General features: G+C 70.8%; 13 protein-coding genes. 2 read left to right on the top strand and 11 right to left on the bottom strand.

The window, feature by feature from the left end:
- Positions 1-4: 4 nt before the first annotated feature.
- The 5 genes from WMF19_RS49435 to aceB form a co-directional block, all read right to left on the bottom strand.
- Positions 5-3952 carry a serine/threonine-protein kinase gene (locus tag WMF19_RS49435; protein ID WP_437896728.1) on the bottom strand — a complete coding sequence of 1316 codons (3948 nt, stop codon included), beginning with the start codon at positions 3950-3952 and terminating at the stop codon, positions 5-7.
- An 11-nt stretch (positions 3953-3963) separates the two neighbouring features.
- Entirely contained in the window at positions 3964-4734 is a 771-nt protein-coding gene (locus tag WMF19_RS49430; protein WP_437896727.1) for a hypothetical protein, read from the bottom strand.
- 268 nt (positions 4735-5002) lie between these two features.
- Positions 5003-7363, bottom strand: coding sequence for a glutamine--tRNA ligase/YqeY domain fusion protein (locus WMF19_RS49425; RefSeq protein WP_437896726.1), 2361 nt, complete (start codon positions 7361-7363; stop codon positions 5003-5005).
- Positions 7364-7667: 304 nt separating this feature from the next.
- On the bottom strand, positions 7668-8966 hold the full coding sequence (gene aceA, locus WMF19_RS49420; RefSeq protein WP_272096448.1) for an isocitrate lyase: 1299 nt from the start codon (positions 8964-8966) through the stop codon (positions 7668-7670).
- Between the two features lie 75 nt (positions 8967-9041).
- Positions 9042-10664, bottom strand: coding sequence for a malate synthase A (aceB, locus tag WMF19_RS49415; RefSeq protein ID WP_437896725.1), 1623 nt, complete (start codon positions 10662-10664; stop codon positions 9042-9044).
- Positions 10665-10874: 210 nt separating this feature from the next.
- On the opposite strand from aceB, the gene WMF19_RS49410 reads away from it, so the two are divergent.
- Positions 10875-12317 (top strand): helix-turn-helix domain-containing protein, encoded by a 1443-nt coding sequence (locus WMF19_RS49410; RefSeq protein ID WP_437896724.1) that lies wholly within the window; start codon positions 10875-10877, stop codon positions 12315-12317.
- Positions 12318-12389: 72 nt separating this feature from the next.
- Here WMF19_RS49410 and WMF19_RS49405 read toward each other — a convergent pair whose 3' ends face one another.
- From WMF19_RS49405 to WMF19_RS49395, 3 genes are read right to left on the bottom strand one after another with little or no spacing between them, the layout of a single operon-like run.
- Entirely contained in the window at positions 12390-12761 is a 372-nt protein-coding gene (locus WMF19_RS49405) for a response regulator transcription factor (RefSeq protein WP_437896723.1), read from the bottom strand.
- On the bottom strand, positions 12761-13453 hold the full coding sequence (locus WMF19_RS49400; protein ID WP_437896722.1) for a histidine kinase: 693 nt from the start codon (positions 13451-13453) through the stop codon (positions 12761-12763). Before WMF19_RS49400 ends, WMF19_RS49405 begins: the two co-directional genes overlap by 1 nt.
- 30 nt (positions 13454-13483) lie before the next feature.
- Positions 13484-14917 (bottom strand): sigma-54-dependent transcriptional regulator, encoded by a 1434-nt coding sequence (locus WMF19_RS49395; RefSeq protein WP_272096441.1) that lies wholly within the window; start codon positions 14915-14917, stop codon positions 13484-13486.
- A gap of 821 nt (positions 14918-15738) precedes the next feature.
- On the opposite strand from WMF19_RS49395, the gene WMF19_RS49390 reads away from it, so the two are divergent.
- Entirely contained in the window at positions 15739-16218 is a 480-nt protein-coding gene (locus WMF19_RS49390; RefSeq protein WP_437896721.1) for a hemerythrin domain-containing protein, read from the top strand.
- A 236-nt stretch (positions 16219-16454) separates the two neighbouring features.
- On the opposite strand, the gene WMF19_RS49385 is transcribed toward WMF19_RS49390, so the two are convergent.
- The 3 genes from WMF19_RS49385 to WMF19_RS49375 are packed head-to-tail and all read right to left on the bottom strand — an operon-like array spanning position 16455 to position 17581.
- Positions 16455-16739, bottom strand: coding sequence for a hypothetical protein (locus WMF19_RS49385; protein ID WP_272096439.1), 285 nt, complete (start codon positions 16737-16739; stop codon positions 16455-16457).
- Between the two features lie 15 nt (positions 16740-16754).
- Positions 16755-16973, bottom strand: coding sequence for a hypothetical protein (locus WMF19_RS49380; protein WP_437896720.1), 219 nt, complete (start codon positions 16971-16973; stop codon positions 16755-16757).
- A gap of 50 nt (positions 16974-17023) precedes the next feature.
- Positions 17024-17581 (bottom strand): hypothetical protein, encoded by a 558-nt coding sequence (locus tag WMF19_RS49375; protein WP_437326361.1) that lies wholly within the window; start codon positions 17579-17581, stop codon positions 17024-17026.
- Positions 17582-17602: the final 21 nt, after the last annotated feature.

Below are 17602 nucleotides of genomic sequence, written 5' to 3'. Positions count from 1 at the left end.
CGTGTCACCCGGCGGCAGCGAGCGCGAGGGTCCTCGCGTTGTCGGGCACGCACGTCAAGAACCGCTCCCGAAAGGCCGCGTCGCTGATCTTCGCCGCGCGCTCGAGCAGGTGCTGGCGCGCGACGGCGAGCGCCTCGGCTGCCTCGCGCGCGGCGCCCGCCGCCGCGAGCGCCTCGGCGTAGGCGAGCCGCACAAGCGACTCGCCCTCCTCGAGCGAGCCCGCCTCCTCGAGCTGCACGAACGCCTCGCGCGCTGCCGGCAGCGCCTCCTCCGGGCGGCCCTGCGCGAGCAGCGCGCGCGAGAGCACCGCCACGGCGGCGGCGCGGAGCGGGGGCGCCACCGCCAGCGTCTCGACCGCGGCGCGCGCCTCGCGCTCGGCGGCCACGGGATCGCCCGACAGGAGCATGATCTTCGCCATGTACGTCAGCGTCACGCCCTCCATGCGCCGGTCGCCCTGCTGCTGGAACGCCGCGGCGGCGCGCTGCTCGAGGAGCTTCGCCTCCTCGAGCTGCCCCAGGTGGGCGATGACGTAGCCGAGGTTCTGGCTCGCGGCCGTCTCCAGATCGTCGAGGCCCATGCGCTGCGCCGCGGCGAGCGCCGTCCGGAGCGCCGACTCGGCCACCTCGAAGTCGCCGAGCTCGCCGTACAGGAAGCCCAGGTTCGAGCGTATCGTGCAGGCGTTCCGGCGGTCGCCGGCCTGCTCGAACGCCGCGAGCGCCGCCGTGAACCCGCTCAGCGCGGCCCCGATGTCGCCCCTCGTGTTCGCCCGGACCGCGCGCGCCTGCTGGTAGAGCCCCGCCGCCTGCGGCTCGAGCCCGGCGGGCTCGCTCGCGACCACCTCGAGCATCTGGATCAGCGCGTCGGCCGCCGCGTAGCGGCCGCCGAAGCTCAGGAACGTCGCGGCGTCGCACAGGCACATGATCCGCGCGCTGATCGCGCCCGCCGCCTCGGCCGCCCGCGTCGCCCACGCCTCGACGCGATCGAAGTGACCGAGCTTCCCCTCGGCGATGATCACCTGCCCGATGGCGCGGAACCACGGCGAGCTGCCGGTCCGGACGAGGCTCGCCGCCTCGGTGCCGCGCTGCACGGCGAGCACAACCTCTCCCTGCCACAGCCCGATCTCGGCCTCCACGAGCCGCAGCCGCCCGAGCTCCTCGTCGGCCGCCCCGCACTGGACGCCCATCTCGGCGCGCGCCAGCGCGCTCGCCAGATCGTTCGCCTCGAGCGCCTGCTCCGCGGCCCTCCGGTACCACCGCACCGCGCGCCCCGGCTCGCCGCCGCGCCGGAAGTGCTCCGCGAGCGCCATCGCGTCGGTGTGCCCGCTGCGCTCGAGCCACTCGCCGGCCAGCTTGTGGCCGAGGGCGCGGTCCGGCTCCGTGAGCATCGCGTACGCGGCCTCGCGCACGATCGCGTGGCGGAACACGTAGTCCGTCGGGATGAGCCACCCCGGCGTCGAGACCGGGGCGATGAGCTCCCGCGCCGCGAGCGCGTCGAGCCACGTCTCGGTCTCCTTCACCCGCGTCGCGCCGCCGAGCAGCGCCGCCACCGCGAGCTTCGAGAAGCGGTCGCCGAAGATGCTCGCCGCCCGCAGCACGCGCTTCGCCTCGTGGCCCTCGGCGTCGAGCCGCGCCTCGACCGTGCCCAGCACCGAGTCGGGCAGCACGTCCCCCTTGCCCGTCGCGACCGCGCGGATGAGCTCCTCCAGGTAGAACGGGTTGCCGTCGGCCCGGTCCACGACCCGGGCCACCGTCTCGGCGGGCGTCTCCTCGCCGAGCGCGCTCCGCACCATGCGCTCGCTCGCCTTGGCGGGCAGCGGCCCGAGCTTGATCGTCTGCACCTCCCGGTCGGTCCACAGCCCGGGGAACTGCTTGCTCACCTCGGGCCGGGCGAGAGCGAGCAGCATGAGCGGCAGGTCCCGGAGGTTCCGGAGCGTCTGATCGATGAGGCGCACGGTCGCCGGATCGCCGAAGTGCAGATCCTCGAGCACGAGCAGCACCGGCTGCGCCGCGCACTCGGCTGCGAGCCAGTCCTCCCACGCCGCGCGCGTCGCGTCGGCCATGAGCATCGCGTTGTCGCGCGCCGCGCGCAGCCCGCTCGTCTCGCCGTCGGGGAACGGCGTCCGCGAGAGCTCGCCCAGGAAGGCCGAGATCCGGCTCAGCGCCTCGCCGCTCAGGTGGCGCCCCAGCCGGCGCGTCAGCTTGCGCCGCCGGGCCTCCACCGGCTCGCCCTCGCGCATCCCCGCCGCCTTCTGGATCGCGTCGGCGATGAGGCCGAACGGAGACCCCGCGGCCATCGACTCGGCCCGCCCGGAGAGGATCTCCACCGACCCGAACTGGCGCCGCACCCGGGTGAGGAACTCCAGGCGGAGCCGCGACTTCCCGGACCCCGCCGCGCCGATCACGAGCACCGCGCTCGCCAGCGACTCGCTCACGCAGCCGGAGAACACGCCCTCCAGCATGGACAGCTCGCGGATGCGGCCGACCCAGACGCTCGGCTTGCCGAGCAGGACGGGGACGCTCTCGTCGGCCGCCGTCTCGGTCGCGAGGAACGGCCCGTTCTCGTCGCTCTCCACCTTGAGGCGGCCGCCGACGACGCTGGCGGTCACGTCGTCGAGCCGGACCGCCCCGGCGTGCGCGGCCCGCAGGGCGCGCACCCCCCGGTCGATGACGTCGCCCTCGATGAGCTTCGCCGACGACACCCCGCGCCCCGTGGCGACGGCGAGCGGGATGCCAGGGAACCGCGCGCGCAGCGCGAGCGCGCACCGCGCCGCCCGCTCGGCCCGGTCCACGGCGCTCCCGGCGCCGGCGAGGATCGCGATGAGCGAGCCTCGCGAGATCTCCGTGATGTGCGCGCCGTAGGGCTCCACCGCGGCCCGCACCTCCGAGCGCGGCACCGCGGAGCCCGGGCCCTCGCTCGAGAGCTCCTGCAGCACGCTCGAGACGTCCGAGGCGCTCGGCACGCCGCCGGCCGCCGCGACGCTCATCTGCACGTCGTCCGGCTCGCCGGCGAGCACGAGGGACACGAGCCGCTGCTCGCTGCGCGTGAGGAACCCGTCGACCCGCGCCGAGCGCATGGTCGCGTCGCGCGGCGAGGCGAGCGTGGCGGGCCGCGGCGTCGCCCAGGCGTCGAGCGCCTCCGCGATCTGCGCGAGCTCGACCCCGACGTCGCCGCAGTCGCGCGGCCGGTCCTCGGGGTTCTTCGCCATCATCCGGTCCATGAGGCGCTCCAGCGGCTCCGGGACGTCCGCGCGGACGTCGCGCAGCCGGGGCGTCTGCTGGAACAGGAGCTTGGCGAGCGCCGCCATGACGTGCGCCCCCTCGAAGGCCGGGCGTCCCGCGACGCACTCGTAGAAGACGCACGCGAGCGAGAACACGTCCGCCCGCGCGTCGAGGGCGCCCCCGCCCTCGATCTGCTCGGGCGCGATGTACCCCGGGGTTCCGAGGATCCCGCCCGTGTAGGTGAGCCGCCGCGACTCCCCGTCGGGGCGCGCGATCCCGAAGTCGACGAGCCTGAGCTGGCCGACATCGCCGGCGACGAGGAAGATGTTGCTCGGCTTGACGTCGCGGTGGATGATCCCGCGCGAGTGCGCGAAGGCGAGCGCGTCCGCCGTCCTGCGCAGCACCGCGAGGCTCTCTCCGAGCGCGAGCTGCCGGCGCGCGAGGCACGCCGCCAGGTCCTCCCCCTCCAGCCACTCCATGGCGAGGTAGTGGTCCCCGGCGGTGGTCCGCCCGTGCGCGACATACCGCACGATCCCCGGGTGGCTCAGCTCGGCGAGGATCTGCGCCTCGCGCTCGAACCGCTCGACGTCGAACGCCTCGCGGCTGTGGAGGACCTTGAGGGCGACCGGGCGGGCGTCGAGGCGGTCGTGCGCGCGATAGACCGTCCCCATCCCCCCGGCCGCGACCTGCTGCTCGACGACGAAGCGGCTCGCGAGGACTGCGCCGGAATCCACGCGGCTCGATGCTACTCGAGGAAGACGGACACTGAAGCCTTGTAGCGATCGGTGCCGCGCGGAAAGACGTGGTCGCCGCACGGCAGCTTGAGCGGCTCGCGGTCGTGGCAGTCCGAGAAGCTGCCGTCCTGCTTCGGCCCATCGCACACGTCCTCACATTTGCCCACGACATCGATCGGGCAGTTGTCGAGCGAGGGCCCGCAGACGCGCGGGATCGACCTCTTGCCCGGCGCGAGGCAGGCGAAGAGGCTCTGCGGCTTGTGGAAGACGTTGCCGAAGTACGTCGCCTCCGGGGTGTCGTACCTCGCCCGCTCCCACTTCGTGGACGAGAGCGCCGGGTTCTTTCCGCGGAGCGAGATCATGACGTGCTCGCCCCGGTAGTTCACGCGCGCCAGCAGGCACGCGGAGACCCACTCCTGGCAGTTTTCATCACACGAGCCGCGCTTCTTGCCCCACTCGGGCGCGAGCCCGAGATCCCCGTCAAAGCTGTAGGACACCCCATCGACCTTGACCTCGATGCTGTCCTCCTCGGGGAGAGCGCAGCTCACAATGAAGCTGAGGAGCTCCCTCGACACGGGATCACGGAGCGCGCCTCTCGTCAGCGAGTTGGCGGTCAGCGCGTTGGCCGTCAGCGCGTTGGCCGTCAGCGCGTTGGCCGTCAGCGCATTGGCCGTCAGCGCGTTGGCCGTCAACGCGTTGGCCGTCAGCGCGTTGTGAATCGTGACCTCCTGCTCGGCCTCCGCCACCGCCTCGTCATCCCCTTCGAGCTCGGCAGACGCCACGCAGGCAGCCTGCGAGAACGACACAGCCACGCAAGCGAGGAGAGCGAACTGGCGTGCAGATTCCATAGTACCAATCAGATCTACACCACTCCATCTATCAAGTTCAAATATTTTATGGAGATTTTGCTGGACATCTTTCTGCACACCGCCTCCACACCGCCACGACACACGTCACGTAGTCAGGTGCCGGGAGTGGGATAACGCAGAGCGCAGCACTCGGGCGCACCCCGCGTCGGGGAGGAAGGGAAACAGCGCGTGGGTGGGAGATTTACGCCAGCTTCCTGGCCAGCAGCGTATTGACCAGGTCCGGGTTCGCCTTGCCGCCGGAGGCCTTCATGACCTGACCGACGAAGAACCCGATCAGCTTCGAATTCCCCGCGCGGAAGCGGGAAACCTCGCCTGGATGACCGGCGATGATCTGGTCGACGATCCGCTCCAGGGCGCCTTCGTCGGCGACCTGCCGGAGCCCTCTCTGCGCGACGATCGCCTTCGGGCTACCGCCGTGCTGCATTATCTCAGCGAGGACATCTTTTGCGATCTTCCCGGAAATCGTCCCGTCATCGATCAGCGCCAGGAGCTCGCCGAGCTGCGCCCCCGAGACGGGGAGGTCGCCTGTCTTCCTGTCCTTCAGCTCACGGGCCAGCGAGTGGATGACCCAGTTGGCGGCGCCCCGGGGGTTGTCGTGCACGGCGACCGTCTCCTCGAAGAGCCGGAGGAGGCCGTCGTCGTCGGCCAGGACCACCGCGTCGTCGCCCGGTATCCCACGTGTTTCGATGAGGTGTCTGGCCTTCTCGGCCCGCGCCGGGTCGAGCCGCGCGAGGCGCTCCTCGAAGGGCGCGCGCTCGCGCCGAGGCTCCGGCGGCGGCGCCTTGGCGGCGGGGCCCGCGGGCGCGGGCTCGGCGGCCCGAGCGGGCCTCTCGGCCGAGAGCCTCGACCATGAGTCCTTGAGCGCCACCGTGCGGTTGAAGACGGGCGCGCCGGGCCCGGAATCGACGGGATCCACGAAGAAGAACCCCTGGCGCTCGAACTGAACATGGCTCCCCTTCTCGACCGTGGACAGGCTCGGTTCCACCTGACACCCGCTCAGGACAACCAGCGAACCAGGGTTCAAGTTCTCCAGAAAATCCTTTCCCTCCTCGACCGCGTCGGGCCGCTCGACCGCGAAGAGCCGGTCGTAGAGCCGGACCTCGGCGGTGAGCGCGTGGGCGGCCGAGACCCAGTGCAAGGTTCCCTTCGGCTTGCGCCCGTCGGGCGCCTCACCGCTCTTCGTGGGGCGATCGTACGTGCACCGGAGCTCGACGACCTCTCCTGTAGCCTCGTCTCTCACCACCTCGCGGCAGGTGATGAACCCGGCGTAGCGGAGCCGCACCTGCTGCCCGGGCGCGAGCCGGAACCACTTCTTGGGGGGGTCCTCGAGGAAGTCGTCGCGCTCGATGTAGAGCACCCGGGACAGGGGGACCTTGCGGGAGCCTTCCCTCGGCACGTCCTCGGGCCAGTAGGGCGCGTCGATCTCCTCGACCTGCCCCTCGGGGTAGTTCTCGAGGACGACCCGGAGGGGGCGCAGCACCGCCATGACGCGCGGGGCGCGGAGGTTCAGGTCGTCTCGGACGCACGACTCGAACTTGGCGATGTCCACCATGCTGTTCGTCTTGGCGACGCCGATCTCCTCGCAGAACGAGCGGATGGCCTCGGGCGTCACCCCGCGGCGCCGGAGGCCGGCGATGGTGGGCATGCGCGGGTCGTCCCAGCCCTTCACGAGCCCGCCCTTCACGAGCGCGAGCAGCTTTCGCTTGCTCATCACCGTGTAGCTCAGGTTGAGCCGAGCGAACTCGTACTGGCGAGGGCGGGACGGGACGTCGAGGTGCTCGATGATCCAGTCGTACAGCTCCCGGTTGTTCTCGAACTCCAGCGTGCAGATCGAGTGGGTGATCCCCTCGATCGCATCGGAGAGGCTGTGAGCGAAGTCGTAGAGCGGGTAGACGCACCACGCGTCGCCCGTCCGGTAGTGGCGCGCGCGCTTGATGCGGTAAATCGGCGGATCGCGCATCTTCATGTTGGGAGCGGCCATGTCGATCTTGGCCCTGAGCACGTGCGCGCCCTCCGGGAACTCCCCTGCTCTCATCCGGGCGAAGAGATCCAGGCTCTCCGCGGCGGACCTGTTCCTGTAGGGGCTCTCCCGACCGGGCTCCGTGACGGTGCCGCGGAGCTCGCGGGTCTCTGCCTCGCTCAGGCTGCACACGTAGGCTCTGCCCTTCTGGATGAGCTCCACCGCGAAGGCGTAAAGCCGCTCGAAGTAGTCCGACGCGAAGAAGAGCTTGTCGCCCCAGTCGCCGCCGAGCCAGCGCACGTCCCGCAGGATCGACTCCACGTACTCCATGTCCTCGGCGGCCGGGTTCGTGTCGTCGAAGCGCATGTGGCACGCGCCCCCGAAGTCCGCCGCCAGCCCGAAATTCAGCAGGATCGACTTCGCATGTCCGATGTGCAGGTAGCCGTTCGGCTCGGGCGGGAACCGGGTCACGACCCGCGTGTGCCTGCCGGCGGCGAGGTCCTCGGCGATGATGTTGCGGATGAAGTTGGACGCGGCGACGCTGCTGTCAGCGTCGCTCGCTCTGGGGCTCTGCGTTGTCACAGCTCTTTTCACCTCGGCTCGGGCGGCGCCGCCCGCGCCGAGCCTACTCAAACGGCACCCGCCGGGCCACCGCGGAGACGGCGCCCGCCCGGCGCGCCCGGCGCCGCGCTCCCGCGAGGACGGGCGCCTCGCGAAGCGCGGGGGAAGACGCGGCGGAGGGGGGGACGGCGGGGGCCTCCCCTTGAATCTTGCGGAAAATTCACAGGGAGACGGGGAGACACGCCGCGCGGGCGAGGGCGGCGGGGGGCGCCGCGGCGGACAGACGCGGGCGTGCGCGACGGACGGCGCACGCCCGCGCGGGCGCTCAGAACTGGGCGGCCTCGGTGGACTCGTGGAGGGCCAGCGTGGACGCAGCGCCGCCCGAGATCACCTGGGCGACCTCGTCGAAGTAGCCCGTCCCGACCTCGCGCTGGTGGCGGGTCGCGCTGTAGCCGAACTGCTCGCCGGCGAACTCGGCCTGCTGCAGCTCGGAGTACGCCGCCATCCCGCGGCGCTGGTACTGGCGGGCGAGCTCGAACATGCTGTGATTCAGCGAGTGGAACCCGGCGAGGGTCACGAACTGGAACTTGTACCCCATCGCCCCGAGCTCGCGCTGGAACCGCGCGATCGTCGCGTCGTCGAGGTGCTTCTTCCAGTTGAACGAAGGCGAGCAGTTGTAGGCGAGCAGCTTGCCCGGGAACTGCTTGTGGATCCCCTCCGCGAAGCGCTTCGCCTGATCGAGGTCCGGCGTCGAGGTCTCGCACCAGACGAGGTCCGCGTAGGGCGCATACGCGAGCCCGCGCGCGATGGCCGCCTCGAGGCCGCCCTTCAGCACGAAGAAGCCCTCCGGCGTGCGCTCCCCCGTGACGAACGGCTTGTCGCGCGGGTCGACGTCGGACGTGATCAGCTTGGCGCTGTCGGCGTCCGTGCGGGCCACGAGGACGGTCGGCACGCCCATGACGTCGCTGGCGAGCCGGGCCGCGATCAGGGTGCGGATGAACTGGCTGGTCGGGACGAGGACCTTGCCGCCCATGTGCCCGCACTTCTTCTCGGAGGCGAGCTGGTCCTCGAAGTGAACGCCCGAGGCGCCCGCCTCGATCATCGCCTTCATCAGCTCGAACGCGTTGAGCGGCCCGCCGAAGCCCGCCTCCGCGTCGGCCATGATGGGCGCGAGCCAGTAGCGCCCCGCCTTGCCCTCGGCGTTCTCGATCTGGTCGGCGCGGAGGAGCGCCTGGTTGATGCGGCGCACGAGCGTCGGGACGCTGTTCGCCGGGTACAGGCTCTGGTCGGGGTACATCGTCCCGGCCTCGTTGTTGTCGGCCGCCACCTGCCACCCGCTCAGGTAGATGGCCTTGAGCCCGGCCCGGACCTGCTGCATCGCCTGGTTGCCGGTGAGGGCGCCGAGCGCCGCGACGTAGGGCTCGGAGTGCATCAGGTTCCAGAGCCGCTTGGCGCCGAGGGTCGCGAGCGTGTAGTCGATACGGACGGTGCCGCGGAGGCGCGCGACGTCCGCCTCGGAGTACGGGCGGACGATGCCGCTCCACCTGCCAGGGACGGTGTCGCTCGGCGGCGCGTGCAGCGAGTCGGCGGAGATCGGCGTGTTCAGCGGGAAAGCAGCGGACATGACTGGGCTCCTAGTGCGTTGGGGTTGGGGGCGGCAGCGGCCGCTGTGTCGACGTCAAACGAAGCGCGCCGGGCGTCACGAGCGCTGCTCTCCGGCGCTGGAGATCAAGAGCTCGTAAGCAGGCAGCGTCAGGAACTCCTCGAAGGTCTCTCCGATCGACAGCCGCTCGAAGAGCGCGCGCGCCTCGGCGAAGCGGCCGCCGTCGAAGCGCGCCGGGCCGAGCGCGCCGCGGAGGGCGGCCATCTCGCTGTCCACCGCCGCGCGAAAGCGCTCCACGGTGAGCGGCTGGCCATCGTCGAGCGTCGCCCTGTGGCGGATCCATTGCCACACCTGGGTGCGGGAGATCTCCGCGGTGGCCGCGTCCTCCATCAGGTTGTAGAGCGGGACGCAGCCGAGGCCGCTGATCCACGCTTCGAGGTACTGGACGCCGACCCGGATGTTATGGCGCAGGCCCGCCTCGGTGCGCGCGCCCGCCGGGACGCGCAGCAGGTCGGCCGCCGAGACGCGGACGTCCTCGCGCTTCCGCTCGATCTGGTTCGCAGCGGGCATGTGCGCGTCGAACACCTCGCGCGCGAGCGGCACGAGCCCCGGGTGCGCGACCCAGGTGCCGTCGTGTCCGTCCTTCACCTCGCGCAGCTTGTCGGCGCGCACCTTCTCGAGCGCCGCGCGGTTCGCCTCCGGGTCGCTCTTGATCGGGATCTGCGCCGCCATGCCGCCCATCGCGTGCACGCCCCGGCGGTGGCAGGTCTTCACGAGCAGCTGCGTGTACGAGCGCAGGAAGTGCTGCTCCATCGTCACCTGCGAGCGATCCGGCATCACGCAGGCCGGGTCGTTCCGGAGCTTCTTGATGAAGCTGAAGATGTAGTCCCAGCGACCGCAGTTGAGGCCGGCCGAGTGCTGCCGGAGCTCGTGGAGGATCTCGTCCATCTCGAACGCCGCGGGCAGCGTCTCGATGAGGACCGTGGCCTTGATCGTGCCGACGGGCAGGCCCAGCGCCTCTTGCGCGAACACGAAGACGTCGTTCCAGAGGCGCGCCTCCAGGTGACTCTCCATCTTCGGCAGATAGAAGTAAGGCCCGGTCCCGCGGCGGACGAGCTCACGCGCATTGTGGAAGAAATAGAGTCCGAAATCGAAGAGCCCGCCTGGCAGCGGCTTGCCGTCGAGCTCGACGTGCTTCTCGGGGAGGTGCCAGCCGCGCGGGCGCACGAGCAGGGTCGCCAGCCTGTCTCCGAGGGCGTAACGCTTCCCGGTCGCCGGGTCCTCGTGGCGGAGCTCGCGCCGCACCGCGAGCCTCAGCGCCGCTTGCCCCTCGATGAGATTCTTCCACGTGGGCGACGTGGCGTCCTCGAAATCGGCCATGAACACGCTCGCGCCCGAGTTCAGCGCGTTGATGATCATCTTGGGATCAACCGGACCCGTGATCTCCACGCGCCGGTCGAGGAGGTCCTCGGGCAGCGGCGCAACGGTCCAGTCGCCCTCGCGCACATCCCGCGTCTCGGGGAGAAAATCGAACCGCTCGCCCGCGTCCAGCCGCGCTTGCACGGCGCGCCGCCGGGCGAGCAGGGCCGGTACCCGGTCAGCGAACTTGCGCCCAAGACCGGAAAGGAAACGGAGGGCCTCTGGCGTGAGGACGGACTCGTCGCCCCCGACCCGAGGAGCGAGCAAGCGGACGCTTGCGATCTCATGATTCTGGCTCATCCACATCTCCTGCAACGCTGCGCGTCGTTACAAGCAACCTATGTTTGTCGACGAGGTTTCAGCGTCAACTTCGCTCTGAAATGCAGGCGGATAACGATGTAGACGAAAGGGCTTTACAGCGTGTTAACGTGTAAACTATTGTAAATTTCCACCAGGCGAGCTGCGCCTACATCTCATCCAGGTTGTCCCAGTTACGTCGGGAGGGTCCCCATGGCCGATGCACCTCTTCTCGGAGCCAAGGTCCGCGCGCTCCGGCGTCGCGAGCACATGACGCAGGTCGATCTGGCGGAGCGCCTCGGTGTCTCGGCGAGCTATCTGAACTTGATAGAGAACAACCGGCGTCCGCTGACTGCGCCGCTGCTCATCCGGCTCGCCCAGATATTCCAGCTCGACCTCCAGAACTTCGCGTCGGAAGAGGACGTCCGGCTCACGGCCGATCTCCACGAGGTGTTCGGCGATCCCATCTTCGAGAGCCACGGGCTGACGAACGCGGATCTGCGCGAGCTCGTCGCGGCGTCGCCGAACGTCGCGCGCGCGGTGCTCACGCTCTACCGGACCTACGCGACGACGCGTGAATCGCTGGATACGCTGGGAGAGCGGCTGGCGGGGGACGGGTTCGTCGGGGTCGACAACTCGCGGCTACCGTCCGAGGAGGTCAGCGATCTCATCCAGCGCCGGATGAACCATTTCGCGGAGCTCGAGGAGGGCGCCGAGGCGCTCTGGCGCGAGGCGGAGCTCGACGCGGACGACGTCTACCGCGGCCTCGTCCGGTACCTCCGCGCGACGCGCGGCATCGAGGTGCGCATCGTCCGGGTCGCGGACGAGCGCCAGGCGATGCGGCGATACGACCCCGACAGGCGCGTGCTGAGCATCTCCGAGGTGCTGCCGCCCCGCAGCCGCAGGTTCCAGCTCGCGCACCAGCTCGGCCTCTTGACGCAATCGACGGCGATCGACCGCATCCTGCGCGACGAGAACCTCACGACCCCGGAGTCCCGCGCGCTCGCCCGCGTCGCGCTGGCCAACTACTTCGCGGCCGCGATCCTCATGCCGTACCAGCCGTTCCTGGAGGCGGCGCGCGCCGAGCGCTACGACATCGAGCTCCTCGCGCACCGGTTCGGCACGAGCTTCGAGCAGGTGTGCCATCGGCTGACGACGCTCCGCCGCCCGGGCGCCGAGGGGGTGCCGATGCACATGGTCCGCATCGACATCGCGGGCAACATCTCGAAGCGCTTCAGCGGCTCCGGCATCCGGTTCGCGCGGTTCAGCGGCGCGTGTCCCCGCTGGAACGTCCACGCCGCCCTGATGACGCCCGGCATGATCCGGATCCAGCTCTCGCAGATGCCCGACGGCGCCGTCTACTTCTGCATCGCGCGCACCGTGCGCAGCGACCGCGGCGGCTACCACGTCCCCCACACGGTGCAGTCGATCGGCATGGGCTGCGACGTCCGCTACGCCCGCGAGCTCGTCTATGCCGACGGGATCGACCTGGACAACATCGGCGCGGCCGTGCCCGTCGGCGTCACGTGCCGGACCTGCGAGCGCCTCGACTGCGCCCAGCGCGCGCTGCCGGCGCTGCAGCACCCGCTCCGCCTCGACGAGAACCGGCGGGGCGTCTCGTTCTACGCGTCGGTCGACAAGCGAGGCGACACGTGAGGCGAGCCCGCGACCGGCGTGCTCCGCGCGCCTGGGCGGCCAGCGCGCGGCGCGGGCTCGCGGGCGGCCCGCTCAGCTGGGCCGCCCGAGCAGCTCGTTGAGCGTGGCCACGAGCCGGGCCACATTGATGGGCTTGACCATGTGCGCATGAGCGCCGGCCGTCCGGCTCTTCTCGCGATCGTCATCCCCGCCGAACCCGCTCACCACGATCACCGCCCTCGGCCTGGCCGCGAGCGACGCGACCAGCTCGACGCCGCTGCCATCGGGGAGCGACACGTCCGTCACCAGGGCATCGACCGCGCTCGCGGCGAGCAGCGAGCGCCCTTCCTCGCACGAGCGCGCCACGAGCACGCGGAAGCCGCGGCGGCGGAGCGCCATGCCGAGCAGCGCCGCCGTGTCGTCGTCGTCGTCGATCACCAGCACCTGCGGTAGCTCCGCGCTCATCAGGCCCCCGCCTTGCGATCGGCCACGTTCAGCGGCCACTCCAGGGTGATCCGCGTCTCCGAGCCCACGCGGTCGGCCCGCGCCTCGCCGCCGTGCGCCTTGAGCACGCCGTCGATCACCCGGACGGGCAGCGCGCCGTCGGCGAGAGGATCCGCGTCCGGCGAGAGCGCGGCCTCGAAGAGCTTCTCCACCGAGGCCGTGCTCGAGTCGGTCGTCAGCACCACCCGCGCGCGATCGGCATGGGCCGCGAGCGCCACGACGACCCGCGCGCGGGCGACGTTCAGGGCGAGCATGAGCGCGTCCGAGAGCGCCGCGGTCAGCGAGACGGCGTGCGCGAAGCCGCGCACGGGGGCGAGATCGAGCGCCACGGTGACGTCGCGCCGCCCGTAGACGAACGACGCCTCCGCGACGGCCTTCTGGACGAGCGCCTCGAGGTCGAGCGGCTGCGTCGGGGCGTCGAGCTGCCGCGGCAGCTCGGACGCGGCGGTGTAGCGGTCGGCGAGGCGCAGCAGGCGGCGCACGCCCCGCCGCGCCATGGTGAAGTACGCCGCGTTCTGGGCGGTGGCCTCCCCCCCGAGGGCGCTCTCCAGCTCGTTGAGCGCCGTGGCCACGACCCCCGCGGGCCCGCGGACGTCGTGCCCCGCGCGCGCGAACAGCTTGTAGATCGAGTCGGACAGCGCCTTTTCGCTCATGATTCGTTACGCCTCGCCTCGCGCCCCGTCTCAGCTCAACGAGGAGCTTGCCGAGCCCGGCGAAGAGGCCGCCTTGTCCTTGTCTGGGCCCTCGTCCCCGCCCGAGCCGTCCTGCTCCCCGTAGCGCTCCAGCTTGCGGTAGAGCGTCCGCCGGTCGAACCCGAGCATCTGGGCGGCGCGCGACTTGTTGCCGCCGACGAGCGCGAGCACGCGCTTGATGTAGCGCTTCTCGAGCTCGTCCATCGTCATGATCTCCGCCGGCTCGTCGACGGCGACGACGAAGCGGTCGGGCCGGTAGGCCTGGACCTTCTCCGGCAGGTCCTCGACCGTGATCTGCTCGAAGCGAGCCAGCGCCACCGCGCGCTCGATGCTGTTCTCGAGCTCGCGCACGTTGCCCGGCCAGTTGTACGCCGTGAGCTTCTCCGCGGCCGCGGTCGAGAGCGAGAGCACGCCCTTGCTGCTGCGGGACGAGAACTTCTCGAGGAAGTGCATCGCGAGGTGGAGCACGTCGGTGCCGCGCTCGCGCAGGGGCGGCAGGTCGATCTTCACGACGTTGACCCGGTAGTAGAGGTCCTCGCGGAACCGCTTCTCGTACACCTCGGTCTCGAGGTCGCGGTTCGTCGCCGTCACGATGCGCGCGTCGAAGGGGATCTCGGCGTTCGAGCCCACCGGCCGCACCTTGCGCTCCTGCAGCGCGCGGAGCAGCTTCGGCTGGACCTCGAGCGGCATCTCGCCGATCTCGTCGAGGAAGATGGTGCCGCCGCTGGCCTCGAGGAACAGGCCGGTCCGCTGGGTCTTGGCGTCGGTGAAGGCGCCGCGCGCGTGGCCGAAGAGCTCGCTCTCGAGGAGCGCCTGGGGCACCGCGGCGCAGTTGACGGCCACGAAGGGGCCGGACCGGCCGCTGGCCTCGTGGATCGCCCGCGCGATGAGCTCCTTGCCGGTGCCCGTCTCGCCGTGCACGAGGACCGAGGCGTCGCTCCGCGCGACGCGCCCGATCAGATCGTAGACGCGCTTCATCGCAGGGCTGCGCCCGACGAGGCCCTTCGTCTGCTGGACGTCGTGGGCCGCCTCGCGCAGGCGCTTCACCTCCGAGCGGAGGCGCCGATGCTGGACGGCGCGCGAGACCGTCAGGCCGAGGAGGTTCGCGTCGAGCGGCTTCGTGACGAAGTCGAACGCCCCGGCGCGCATGGAGGAGATGGCGGTCTCCATGCTCCCGAGCGCCGTCATGACGATGACGAGCATGTCGGGCCGGGCGCCGAGGATGCGCTCGCAGAGCTCCAGGCCGCTCATCTCGCTCATGCCGACGTCGGTCAACACGACGTCGAAATCGTCCTCGCTCACCAGCTCGAGCGCGCTCTTGGCCGAGGTGCGCGCTGCGACGGAGAACTCCTGCCTCTTAAGGAGGGCTTCGACCAGATCACACGTCGCTTCGTCGTCGTCGACGACGAGTATCCTGCCGCTCATCGCGTGTCCTTCCCCGGCAGCTCTTCTAAAGGTCGACCGCTGCCTGCAGTTGCAGGGAACGTGCCACGGAGAGTCCGCGCCATCAAGCCCAGTCCGCTCCTCGCCGACGTCCTTCCGACGTGACGTTTCGCCACAGGTGCGCGTTCTTGCCTCATCCTGGATGGCGCCGGCCGCGCGCAGGGGCCGAGCGCTCCGCCGCCGACGGGGCCAGCGACCGCCGCTGCGCCCGAGGCGCCGTCGCCGGTAGGGGACTTACTGACCCCGCCGTTCCTCCGCGGATCGGCGGGGGCCGGCAGCGCGCCTCTTCGCGGTGCATGTGGCGCCCCTCCGGCGGACCACACGGGCCAGGCGCCGCCACGGAGGCGCCGTCGCGGTCTCACGCGGGCGCCGTGCGCCTCTCTCGATGAGACGGCTGCGCCTCCCGGGAGCAGCCGAGTCCGCCCGGGCCCCGAGGGCCATGGCAAGAGGCGAAATTCCACATCGATATTCCCTGTCCAGCCTCCAGCGTCTCTTCGCATCCGGAATAAACCTAATCGGCACGGTGATTGCTTGAGTGCGCCTCATGCAGAGGAGGGGGGTGGGGGCTCGCGCGCTCGCGGGCCTTGCCACCGATGCTGCGCGCGCTGCGCGACGGCGCGAATTCGCATCGCTGAAGGCTCGGCGCGCCGCCTCGAGCCCTCGGCCGAGGCCGTTGCGTGAGCTGGTCGCGAGCGAGCGAGGGCGACTAGCGCTCTTTTCACCTCGATTTTCACCTCGATGAACGACGACCCATCCACCTCGATGAACAACGACCTGACGTCCCGTCCTTGAGAGGAGAATGCATGAAGGCGACACAGCTCTTGAAGGGGCAACACCGCGAAGCCGAGAGGCTCTTCGATCTGGCCCTCTCGACCACAGGCGATGTCCGGCGAGCGACGGACGAGCTGACCAAGCACCTCCTCGCCCACATGCTCGCCGAGCAGGTGGTGCTCTTTCCGGAGCTGCTCGCCGTCGAGCCGGACCTCATCAGCGGGGCCTGCGAGGAGCACACGGTCACGCGGTTCGAGATCCGGCGCGTCGTCGGCACGGCGCCGGAGGACCCGAGCTTCAAGGCCAGGCTCGCCACCCTGAGGGACCTCGTCACGCACCACGCCGAGGAGGAGGAGCGGGACCTCTTGCCGAGGATCGAAGCAGAGCTGACCGAGGACACGAACGAGCGCCTCGGCCGGCAGATGCTGGAGCTCTTCGAGGCGCTCATCGCCCACTCCCGCCGCCCCCACGCCTCGAGCCACGCCCCGCTCCGCACAGCGAGGGCGGCCTGACGGCCGGCGCCCTGCCTCCGGCGGGCGGCGCCAACGTTGCCCGGAAACGATCACAGGGAGACGGGGAGACAGGGAGATCACTGAGTTTTTTCTCCCTGCCTCCCCGTCTCTCTGTTCCAATTTGACCAGCACCCTCCGGCGTCCCGTCGTTCGTCCGCGCTCTCCCGCGGCCACCACAGGCGCTCTGCGAGAGCACCCGCGGCGCCCTGCGCGAAGCGCGGGGCGAGCTCGGTGGATCAGGGGCCGGTCGCGGGCGCGTCGCCGGGGCCGGTCGGGCCGCCGTGCGCGGGTCCGTATCCGTGGGACTCGCCGTAGCCGAGATCCTCGGGGACCATGGTGTCCGCCGGGCTCGACGGAGCGGGCGAGGCGGCGCTCCGCGCGTCGTTCGCGACGAGCTCGTAAACGCCGCGCTCGAGCTCCACCTCGTCGAGGGCCGAGCCGCAGGCCCGGCAGGGCGTGGCCGCCGTCGACACGAAGACGTACCGGCGGCCACAGGCTTTGCATCGAAGCTCGCGGATCATGGCTGCTCACCCGGCTCAGCTGGGTTGACCTCGCCGGGCCGCCTCCTCGGCTTCGCGCAGCTCGTCGGCCTCGGGGCCGTCGAGCGCGCGGGCCGCCTCCTCGGCGTGCTCCTTGATCTTGCCGGCCTTCACCGACTTCTCCACCCCTTCTCGGTAACGCCGATCGGCCGTGCGGTTGCCCTCTCCCTCGATGTCCGCCGACGGGGTGTGCTGGGTCGCCTTCTGATTCGCCATCCTATCCTCCTCGTGTCGAGCTTTGCTGGGCCCGGGCCAACGGGCTTGCATCAGACGCGCCGCTTCGCCGCCTGGATCGCGCGATCCAGCTCGTCCACGCGCTGGTAGACGCCTTGTTTCACCTGGTCGAGGGTCTCGCTGGTCGCCGCGTCGAGGTCGCGCAGGCTCCTGCGGACCGCCTCCGACTTGTCCTCCACATCCTTCATCAGCCTGCCGACCTCGTCCTTGGGCAGCTTCTTCTCGGCCTTTTCGCGGAGCTCGACGGCATCCTTCTCGAGGCCCTCGATCCTGCGCGACGTGGACGCGCGCACGTCCTCGCGCGCCTTCGCCAGCTCCGCCTGGGCCTCTGCCGTCTTCTCCTGGGCCTCGACGGCGGCGTTGTTGAGCTTCTCCGCGGCCTCCCGGAGCGCGTCGTCGGTCGCCCGCTCGGCCCGCCGGTCGATCTCGGCGACCTTCTTGTCGAGCTCGGTGGCGACCTCCGCCGCCTTCTGCTGCGCCTCGCGCTGCGCGCGCTCGGCCTTGGTTTGCGCGTCCGCCGTGGGAGACTCGCAGCCCACGACGGCGCTCATGACGATGGCGATAGGCAGGAATGTTCGGACGGTCAGCATGATGATCTCCTCTGGTCTGCG

It is taken from the genome of Sorangium sp. So ce124, assembly GCF_051525235.1.
Classification (GTDB): Bacteria; Myxococcota_A; Polyangia; order Polyangiales; family Polyangiaceae; genus Sorangium; species Sorangium atrum.
The sequence above is the reverse complement of the archived record's forward strand: the minus strand, read 5'-3'. Positions and strand labels throughout refer to the sequence as shown.